Raw genomic sequence first — 9,055 nt, forward strand, 5'->3', positions numbered from 1 at the left:
TTACTTGCTATTGGAAGAGCCTGATCGGATTGACCAGATCGGCGGTCACGGTCAGCAACATGTACCCGACCACGAACACCAACACCACGTAGGTGGCGGGCATCAACTTGAGGTAGTTCACCGGTGCGGCCGCGACCTTGCCGCGGGCCGACCGGACCAGGTTGCGGATCTTCTCGAACACCGCGATGGCGATGTGGCCGCCGTCGAAGGGCAGCAGCGGCACCAGGTTGATGGCACCCAGAATGAGGTTCAGCTGGGCCAGGAAGAACCAGAACGCCACCCAGAGCCCGTGGTCGACGGTGTCGCCGCCGATGATGCTGGCGCCCACCACGCTCATCGGGGTCTGGGGATCACGCTGTCCGCCCCCGATGGCGTGCACCAGCGCACCCACCTTGGTCGGGATAGTGACCAGCGCCTTGCCCACCTCACGGGTCAGGTCACCGGTGAACGCGAAGGTGGCCGGCACCGCGGAGAGCACCCCGTAGTGCGCGGGTGCGAGTTTGACCGCCGCGACGCCGATGGCACCGACCGTCGACGGCGCCGGCTGGCCGCCCTGCCCGTTGGCGCCGGTGCTCAGGAAGCGCTGGGTGGGCGTGACGTCGACGTAGGTGGTGATCGCGTTGCCGCCACGCTCGACGACGACCGGGACGGTGCCGTGCACCTTGCGAACCGCGGCGGCCATGTCCTCGAAGGTGGACACCGGGGTGTCGCCGACCTTGACCACGACGTCGCCGGCGCGGATGCCGGCCGCCGCAGCGGGACCGGGGCCGGTGCAGTCCGCGACCTTACCCGGAGCCACTTCCGGTGCGACACAGGCAGTTTCGCCGATCACCGCCCTGGTCGGGGGGTGCAGGTTGGGCAACCCCCACACCAGCGCGATCACATAGATCAGCACCAGGCAGATGACGAAGTTCATGGCCGGACCGGCGAACAACACCGCGACCCGCCTCCAGACGGCCTGCTTGTACATCGCACGGTCGGTCTCGTCGGGAGCCAGCTCCTCGACCGAGGTCATCCCGGCGATGTCGCAGAAACCGCCCAGCGGCACGGCCTTGAGGCCGTATTCGGTCTCACCACGCCGCGTCGACCACAGCGTGGGCCCGAACCCGACGAAATAGCGACGGACCTTCATGCCGGTGGCGCGGGCGACCCACATGTGGCCGCACTCGTGCAGGGCCACCGAGATCAGGATGGCAACGGCGAACAGCACAATGCCGATAACGAACATCATCTCCGCTGCAGGACCTTTCTCACACCATTCCGGAGGCGTTGACGGAGGCCCCGGTGGGCCGCGCGTGTGCGACGGCGCGTCGCGCTCGCTCCCGCGCCCAGCGCTGCGCGTCTAGTACCTCATCCACGTTAGCGGGTGAAACCGCCCATTGGTCTGCGGCGTGCAGCACGTCGGCGATGGTTTTCACGATGACGGGGAATCCCACCTGGCCCGCGAGGAACGCCGCCGCGGCTTCTTCGTTTGCCGCGTTGTAGACCGCGGTCATGCAACCGCCGGTCTGGCCGGCATACCGGGCCAGTTCCACGGCGGGAAAAACGTCGCCGTCCAGCGGCTCGAATTCCCAGCTAGACGCGGTGCTGAAGTCGCAGGGGGCGGCCACCCCGGGAACCCGGTCCGGCCAGCCCAGCGCCAGGGAGATCGGCAGCTTCATGTCCGGGGGGCTCGCTTGGGCGATGGTCGAGCCGTCAACGAACGTGACCATCGAATGAACAATCGACTGCGGGTGCACGACGACCTCGATGCGGTCGTACGGGACGCCGAACAGCAGGTGCGTCTCGATGAGTTCGAGCCCCTTGTTGACCAGCGAGGCCGAGTTCAGCGTGTTCATCGGGCCCATCGACCAGGTCGGATGGGCGCCGGCCTGTTCCGGGGTGACACCCTCGAGCTGGGCGGCGGTCCAGCCGCGAAACGGCCCGCCGGAGGCGGTCAACACCAGCTTGGCGACTTCCTCGGGGGAGCCCCCGCGCAGGCACTGGGCCAGCGCGGAGTGTTCGGAGTCGACGGGCACGATCTGACCCGGCCGCGCCGCCCGCAAGACCAGCGGACCACCGGCGACCAGGGATTCCTTGTTGGCCAGCGCCAGCCGGGCGCCCGATTCCAGAGCGGCCAGCGTCGGGCGCAGGCCCAGCGCGCCCACCAGCGCGTTGAGGACGACGTCGGCCTCGGTGTCCTCGACCAGGCGGGTCACCGCGTCGGGACCCCGGTAGGGGACGTCGGCGGCCTGCGCCGCGCGTTCGTCGGCGACGGCGATGTTAGTGACCCCGGTCTCGGCGCGCTGGCGCTGCAGGGTGTCCAGGTTCGCACCCCCCGCGGCCAGGCCGACCACCTCGAAGCGGTCCGGATGGGCCGCGATCACCTCCAGGGCCTGGGTGCCGATCGAGCCGGTACTGCCCAGCACCAGCACGCGCAGGCGGCCCTCGGGTGTCGCGATTGTCACTCACTCATTGTGCCCGCTCGGTCTCGCGAGGGGGTGTGCCAGAATCTCCGTACCAGCCGATCACGAAAGGGATTCACCGTGGCCAGTACCGAGGTGGAACAGTTCACCGGCGTCGACACCGTTGAGGTGCCGTCCGCGGCGTGGGGCTGGAGCAGGATCAATCACCGCACCTGGCACATCACCGGCCTGGTCATCATCGTGTTCCTGCTGGCGATGCTGCGCGGTAACCACGTCGGCCACATCGAGAACTGGTTCCTGATCGGGTTCGCCGCGCTGGTGCTCGTCGCCCTGGTCCGCGACCTGTGGGGCCGCCGGCGCGGCTGGATCAGGTAGCCACTACTTCTTCGCGGCGGCCAGCTGTCCGCAGGCCCCCGCTGATTCGCCCGCGCTCCAGCTACCCGCCTTCGGCGGCCAGCTGTCCGCAGGCGGCGCTGATCTCGCGGCCGCGCGTGTCGCGGACCGTGCAGGAAACCCCCTGCGCCCGAACCCGCCGGACGAACTCCCGCTCCACCGGCTTGGGGCTGGCGTCCCATTCGCTGCCCGGCGTCGGGTTGAGCGGGATCAGGTTGACGTGCACCAGCGGGCCGAGCGCCCGATGCAGGCGTTTGCCGAGCAGATCGGCCCGCCACGGCTGGTCGTTGACGCCGCGGATCAGCGCGTACTCCACCGATACGCGGCGACCGGTGACGTCGGCGTAGTAGCGGGCGGCGTCGAGCGCCTCGGCGATCTTCCACCGGTTGTTGACCGGCACGAGCGTGTCGCGCAGTTCGTCGTCGGGTGCGTGCAACGACAGCGCCAGCGTCACCCCGAGCCGTTCGTCGGCCAGGTTGCGAATGGCCGGAGCCAGGCCGACGGTCGAGACCGTGACCGAGCGGGCCGAGATGCCGAAGCCGTGCGGCGGCGCTTCGGTGATGCGGCGCACCGCGGCAACCACCCTGGCGTAGTTGGCCAGCGGCTCGCCCATGCCCATGAACACGATGTTGGAGAGCCGATCGCCGAACTCGTCGCGCAGGGCGACGGCGGCGGAACGGACCTGCTCCAGAATCTCCGCGGTCGACAGGTTACGGGTCAATCCGCCCTGCCCGGTCGCACAGAACGGGCAGGCCATGCCGCAGCCGGCCTGCGACGAGATGCACACGGTGTTGCGCTGCGGGTAGCGCATCAGCACCGACTCGAAGGTCGTCCCATCGGTGCCGCGCCACAACGTCTTTCGGGTCTGCCCGGCGTCGCAGGTGACGTCGGCGGCCGAGGTGAGCAGGGGCGGGAACAACGCCTCGGCGACCCGGTCGCGCACGGCCGCCGGCAGGTCGGTCATGTCGCGGGGGTCGGCGATCAGGCGACCGTAGTACTGATGGGCGAGCTGCTTGGCGCGGAACGCCGGCAGCCCCAGCTCGGCGACGGCCGACGCGCGGCCTTCCGCGTCGAGGTCGGCCAGGTGCCGCGGCGGCTTGCTCGGGCGGGGTTCGGTGAAAACCAGTTCTTGGACCATGACCAGTCCAGTATCGGCCCCCTCAGGGGACGAGTGTCAGCACCGTCCACGCGGCGACCGCCGACGGGAGCACCCCGTCGAGCCGGTCCATCAGACCGCCGTGGCCGGGCAGCAAGCGGCCCATGTCTTTGATGCCGAGGTCACGCTTGATCTGGGACTCGACCAGATCGCCAAGGGTACCGGTGAGCACCAGGACCACACCCAGCAGCGCTCCGATCCACGGCGGTTTGCCGGCCAGGAACGTCGCCGTCAGGATGGCCGCGGTGATCCCGAAGAAGAGCGAACCCGCGAAGCCCTCCCACGACTTCTTCGGGCTGATGGCGGGAACCATCGGGTGCTTGCCGAGCAGCACGCCCACCGCGTACCCGCCCACGTCGGAGGCGACGACGGTGACCATCAGACAGAACACCCGGCCCGCGCCGTCCTTCGGGTAGACGAGCAACGCGCCGAAGGAGGCGAACAGCGGCACCCACGCGGCCAGGAACACCGTCGCCGAGGCGTCGCGCAGGTAGTTGGCCGACGGAGACCCGGCGAACGGCTCGGGCCGCTTGCTGTTGTCCTGCATGAACAGCCGCCAGACGTTGCACACCACCACGGTGGCGCCGAAGCCGGCCAGGGCGCCGGCGGCGTGGAACGGCCACGTCAGCCAGACGGTGGCCTGACCGCCGAGGAGCAAGGGGATCAGCGGGATGACGTATCCGGCCTCGCGCAGCCGCCGTACCACCTCATGGGTAGCGACGGGGATGGCGATCGCGACGATGGCAACCCAGAAGCGGGGCGCGAAAATCAGCGTCACGATGAGCACGCCGCCGATGCCCGCGCCCACCGCGATGGCGGCCCGCAGGTCGCGTCCCGCGCGGGACGTCGTCTTGGCCGGCTGCTGCACGATGTTCTCGGCGTCACGCGCCGGTTCGTCGGGCGTGCTGGCTGCGCCGGTGGTTGCCACGGACCTGGGTGAACTCAGCTGCTGGGCGGCCGCTAGACCTCCAGCAGCTCGCCTTCTTTGTGCTTGACCAGCTCTTCGATCTGGGTGACGTACTGGTGCGTGGCCTTGTCCAGGTCTTTTTCGGCCCGACCGACCTCGTCCTCGCCGGCCTCGCCGTCCTTGCGGATGCGGTGCAGCTCTTCCATCGCCTTGCGGCGGATGTTGCGCACCGAAACCTTGGCGTCCTCCCCTTTGCCCTTGGCCTGCTTGACCAGCTCGCGGCGCCGCTCCTCGGTCAGTTGCGGCACCGCCACCCGGATCAGGGTGCCGTCATTGGTCGGGTTGACACCCAGGTCGGAGTTGCGGATCGCCGTCTCGATCGCGCCGAGCTGACTGGATTCGTAGGGCTTGATGACGACGAGCCGCGCCTCGGGCACGTTGATGCTGGCCAACTGCGTGATGGGGGTGGTGGCACCGTAGTAGTCGATGACGATCCGGGAGAACATGCCGGGATTGGCGCGGCCGGTCCGGATGGTTGACAAGTCGTCGCGGGCCACCGCTACGGCCTTCTCCATTTTCTCTTCCGCGTCGAAGAGAGCCTCGTCAATCATTGCGCCGCTCCTCTCCCCCGCAAGCGGGAGGTACCCCCACATCACTGCGTTCTGCATCGTCGCCAGCGCGAATCATCGTTCGCTCTTCCCCTCAGGTGGTGACCAGTGTCCCGATTTTCTCACCGGCGACCGCGCGGGCGATATTGCCATTGGTCAGCAGGTTGAACACCAGGATCGGCATGCCATTGTCCATGCAGAGGCTGAACGCCGTGGCATCGGCCACTCGGAGCCCCCGGTCGATGACCTCGCGATGGCTGATCGCGGCGATCAGCTCGGCGTGCGGATTCTGCCGCGGGTCCGCTGAGAACACCCCGTCGACCGCCTTCGCCATCAAGACCACCTCCGCCCCGATCTCCAGTGCCCGCTGCGCGGCCGTGGTGTCGGTGGAGAAGTACGGCAGCCCCATGCCGGCCCCGAAGATGACCACCCGGCCCTTCTCGAGGTGGCGGACGGCGCGCAATGGCAGATACGGCTCGGCGACCTGTCCCATGGTGATCGCCGTCTGGACGCGCGTGACGATGCCTTCCTTTTCCAGGAAGTCTTGCAGCGCCAGGCTGTTCATCACCGTGCCGAGCATGCCCATGTAGTCCGAGCGGGTGCGTTCCATGCCGCGCTGCTGCAGTTGCGCGCCACGGAAGAAGTTGCCGCCGCCGATCACGACCGCGACTTGGACACCGTCGCGAACCACCTCGGCGATTTGGCGGGCCACCCGCGCCACGACATCGGGGTCCAGCCCGACCTGGCCACCGCCGAACATCTCGCCGCCAAGCTTGAGCAACACCCTGGAGTACTTGGGCCGCGTCCGCGGCTGCCCGGCAGCTGATCCATTCTCCGGTGCCGTGGGCTCCCTGGACTCCGTCATCACGCTCCTCGCATGAGAGTGCCATCCCGGGGGTTAACTCCTCCGGAACGGCATTTCACATCCTGCCTCATCGCAGCACACGCCGGCGTCGGTGGGGTGCGTTATGCGCCGAGTTGGCGATGCGGACGATCTTTCGCGGCGATCGACCCATGTGTCCAGCGGCGGCGCTACGCCTCGTCGGCTTGTCGCTACGCATGTTTGAGGCATGACCGTAGTGGGGAATCCGCACCAACGCGGCGGGAATTCACGGTCTTGAGAAAGAAGGGCCCATTGTCGCCGTATGACCGGATCGATCGCGTTGGCGATCGGTGGTGAGCGCGAATCGCTCAGGTACGCCTACGAGGAGGAATTGAATCCATGGCGGACAACAACTCGGGACCTGCAGAAGCCGTCAAGGGCGTCGTCGAGGACGTCAAAGGCAGGGCGAAGGAGGCCGTTGGTGCGGTGACGGGTCAAGACGACCTCACCCGCGAGGGCCAGGCCCAGCAGGACAAGGCGGAAGCGCAGCGCGACGCGGCGAAGAAGGAAGCCGAGGCCGAGGCGGCCCGCGGCGGCGCCGAAGCCGCTGAACAGCGCCAGAAGGACAATCAGTAGCTTGCTGGGAGGATGGGTCCGGTCTGTGGAAACGGACCGGGCCCATCGACTTTTCCGGGTCAAGACGATCCCGTCCGGCTAGCAGGGCCGGCGCGGTCCGCGAGCCGCACAAAAATCGTTTGCATACTTTCGCCGCGAGTGGGTAATCACCGCTGCGCTGGCTGACATCTCCCCAGGAGATGCCTACGGGCCGAGGCCGAAAACGGACCCATGTTCTTCGGGAGATGTCGTTGGACGTTCTGCTGCTGACCGACGCGGAGGACTTCGAGCGCGCCCTGCCGCCCCTGACTTCGTTCGGGCGGATCATGCGGCGCGCGCCCCTGATAGCCGACGGCCAGGGGCCGGGCGAAGCCGGCGACGTCGCCATCGTCGATGCTCGCGGCAACCTCGCGGCCGCGGCGGCGGCCTGCCGGCGCCTGACAACCAATGCCCCCGCCACCGCAGTGGTGGCGTTGGTGGCGCCGGCCGACGGCGTACCGGCAGACGTGGACTGGAATGTCGACGACGTCATACCACCGGGAACCGACTTCGACGAGCTGCAGGAGCGGCTGCAGCGGGCGATTGCGTTGCGGCGCAGGGCAATCAACGGCAGTCTGCGGTTCGGCGCCCTGCTCTTGCACCCGACCAGCCTCACCGGATCACTGGAAGGCAAGGACCTGGGTTTGACGCTGACCGAGTTCAAACTGCTGACTTTCCTTGTGCAGCATGCCGGTCGGGCATTTACCCGGACCCGCCTGATGCATGAGGCGTGGGGCTATGACAGCAACGGCCGAGTCCGTTCGGTCGACGTCCATGTCCGGCGCCTGCGCGCCAAGCTCGGACCCCGACATCAGTCGATGGTGGACACCGTCCGCGGTGTCGGCTACATGGCCGCGACCCCACCGCATCCGGAATGGATCATCAGCGAGCCGACGCTGACATCGGCGCCGACGGATTCCGCCTGGGACCCGGTCGCGCAGTGACGCACTGAGCCCGAATCGCACTGTCCGAGAGGGACTTCGGGGATTGATCAGCCGAAGAGCGGGAAGGCGCGCTTTCGCGCGAGCGCGTCCATGCCGTCTTGGATCGCGTCCTGGATCTCGCGGTACTTGCGATCGATGTACGCTTCGTCCTCCGCGCGTGCGGGATCGTGGTCGAGCTCCACGGCGGGCATGAACCGGGTCCTGATCTTGGCCGGTAGCGGCAGCTGCGGAAGCGCCGCCGGCGCGATCCCCCACGGCAGCGAGATCGCCAAGGGAAACACTTTGAGGCGCAGCAGGCGGTCCAGCTGCAAGGCCTTCGACAGCTTGTCGCCGCGGATGAGCACAGGCATGGCGTCGGCGCCGCCGACCGTCGCGATCGGCACGACGGGCACCCCGGCCCGAATCGCCATCTTCACGAAGCCTTTTCGGCCCGCCAGGTTGGCCTGGTCGCGCTCGGTCCACGGGCGCAGCGAGTCCACTTCCCCGCCGGGCCACAGCGCAACGTCGCGTCCTTCGGCCAGGGCCGTGGCGATCGCGTCCGGGGCCGCCGGAAGCACACCCATCGACCGGAAGTACCGGCCGATCACCGGAATCGCCATCAACGCGTCATGGGCCGTGCCGTGCAGGGGGCGTTCCTGCCCGAAGCGCCGCCACCATTGCAGGCCGACGGTCCAGGCATCCCAGACGAAGGGAGCGCCGGAGTGGATCCCCACCAGCAGAACCGGCGGCTCCGGGACGTTCTCCCAGCCGTCGATCTCCATGCGAAACCAATAGTCCACCAGCACATTCCACAGATACTTCTGCCGCTGTAGGCTGGCCTCTTCCTGGCCGCGGAGGTCCCACCGACCGGCGCGCTCGGCGACCCAGCCGCTCAGTCCCCCGCCCTGACCGCTGCGCCGATCCTCCATCGCCGCCCGCGCCCGCTCGGCGTTCAGCTGCGCTTGTTCGCGTACTTCGGCTGGCCTGTGATCCGGGTTACCCATGGGTACGGTGTACCCGATTCATCCCCGCACGACGCACCACCGAAGGGCCGAAAACGCACCTCCCCGGGGGGGGGGGGGGGGGGGGGGGGGGGGGGGGGCGGGGGGGGCGCGGGGGGGGGGGGGGGGGGGGGGGGGCGGGGGGCGGGCGGGGGGGGGGGGGGGGGGGGGGCGGGGGGGGGGGG

General features: G+C 68.6%; 10 protein-coding genes. 3 read left to right on the top strand and 7 right to left on the bottom strand.

Going from position 1 to position 9,055, the window contains the following annotated elements:
* Nucleotides 1–7 precede the first annotated feature (7 nt).
* Together A5750_RS10780 and dxr are read right to left on the bottom strand one after the other, a co-directional pair.
* Nucleotides 8–1,231, bottom strand: a complete 1,224-nt coding sequence (locus A5750_RS10780; protein ID WP_067262683.1) for an RIP metalloprotease — start codon at nucleotides 1,229–1,231, stop codon at nucleotides 8–10.
* A gap of 19 nt (nucleotides 1,232–1,250) precedes the next feature.
* Nucleotides 1,251–2,447 carry a 1-deoxy-D-xylulose-5-phosphate reductoisomerase gene (dxr, locus tag A5750_RS10785; RefSeq protein ID WP_067262688.1) on the bottom strand — a complete coding sequence of 399 codons (1,197 nt, stop codon included), beginning with the start codon at nucleotides 2,445–2,447 and terminating at the stop codon, nucleotides 1,251–1,253.
* A 78-nt stretch (nucleotides 2,448–2,525) separates the two neighbouring features.
* Between dxr and A5750_RS26080 the strand changes: the two genes are divergently transcribed.
* Nucleotides 2,526–2,780, top strand: a complete 255-nt coding sequence (locus A5750_RS26080; protein ID WP_066946307.1) for a DUF2631 domain-containing protein — start codon at nucleotides 2,526–2,528, stop codon at nucleotides 2,778–2,780.
* A gap of 61 nt (nucleotides 2,781–2,841) precedes the next feature.
* Here the strand turns inward: A5750_RS26080 and rlmN are convergent, their stop codons facing one another.
* The 4 genes from rlmN to pyrH form a co-directional block, all read right to left on the bottom strand.
* Nucleotides 2,842–3,936, bottom strand: a complete 1,095-nt coding sequence (rlmN, locus tag A5750_RS10795; protein WP_067262691.1) for a 23S rRNA (adenine(2503)-C(2))-methyltransferase RlmN — start codon at nucleotides 3,934–3,936, stop codon at nucleotides 2,842–2,844.
* A gap of 22 nt (nucleotides 3,937–3,958) precedes the next feature.
* Nucleotides 3,959–4,882, bottom strand: coding sequence for a phosphatidate cytidylyltransferase (locus tag A5750_RS10800; RefSeq protein WP_066946301.1), 924 nt, complete (start codon nucleotides 4,880–4,882; stop codon nucleotides 3,959–3,961).
* Between the two features lie 32 nt (nucleotides 4,883–4,914).
* Entirely contained in the window at nucleotides 4,915–5,472 is a 558-nt protein-coding gene (gene frr, locus A5750_RS10805) for a ribosome recycling factor (RefSeq protein WP_066946298.1), read from the bottom strand.
* Between the two features lie 91 nt (nucleotides 5,473–5,563).
* Complete coding sequence (pyrH, locus tag A5750_RS10810) at nucleotides 5,564–6,334, bottom strand: UMP kinase (RefSeq protein ID WP_082939483.1); 771 nt, start codon at nucleotides 6,332–6,334, stop codon at nucleotides 5,564–5,566.
* A 357-nt stretch (nucleotides 6,335–6,691) separates the two neighbouring features.
* Here pyrH and A5750_RS10815 point away from each other — a divergent pair, with 357 nt between their 5' ends.
* Together A5750_RS10815 and A5750_RS10820 are read left to right on the top strand one after the other, a co-directional pair.
* Entirely contained in the window at nucleotides 6,692–6,928 is a 237-nt protein-coding gene (locus A5750_RS10815; RefSeq protein ID WP_066946288.1) for a CsbD family protein, read from the top strand.
* 224 nt (nucleotides 6,929–7,152) lie between these two features.
* Nucleotides 7,153–7,890 carry a response regulator transcription factor gene (locus A5750_RS10820; RefSeq protein ID WP_066946285.1) on the top strand — a complete coding sequence of 246 codons (738 nt, stop codon included), beginning with the start codon at nucleotides 7,153–7,155 and terminating at the stop codon, nucleotides 7,888–7,890.
* A 47-nt stretch (nucleotides 7,891–7,937) separates the two neighbouring features.
* Here A5750_RS10820 and A5750_RS10825 read toward each other — a convergent pair whose 3' ends face one another.
* Nucleotides 7,938–8,873, bottom strand: a complete 936-nt coding sequence (locus A5750_RS10825; RefSeq protein WP_066946282.1) for a lysophospholipid acyltransferase family protein — start codon at nucleotides 8,871–8,873, stop codon at nucleotides 7,938–7,940.
* Between the last annotated feature and the right edge of the window lie 182 nt (nucleotides 8,874–9,055).

This window comes from Mycobacterium sp. 852002-51613_SCH5001154, assembly GCF_001667425.1.
Lineage (GTDB): Bacteria > Actinomycetota > Actinomycetes > Mycobacteriales > Mycobacteriaceae > Mycobacterium.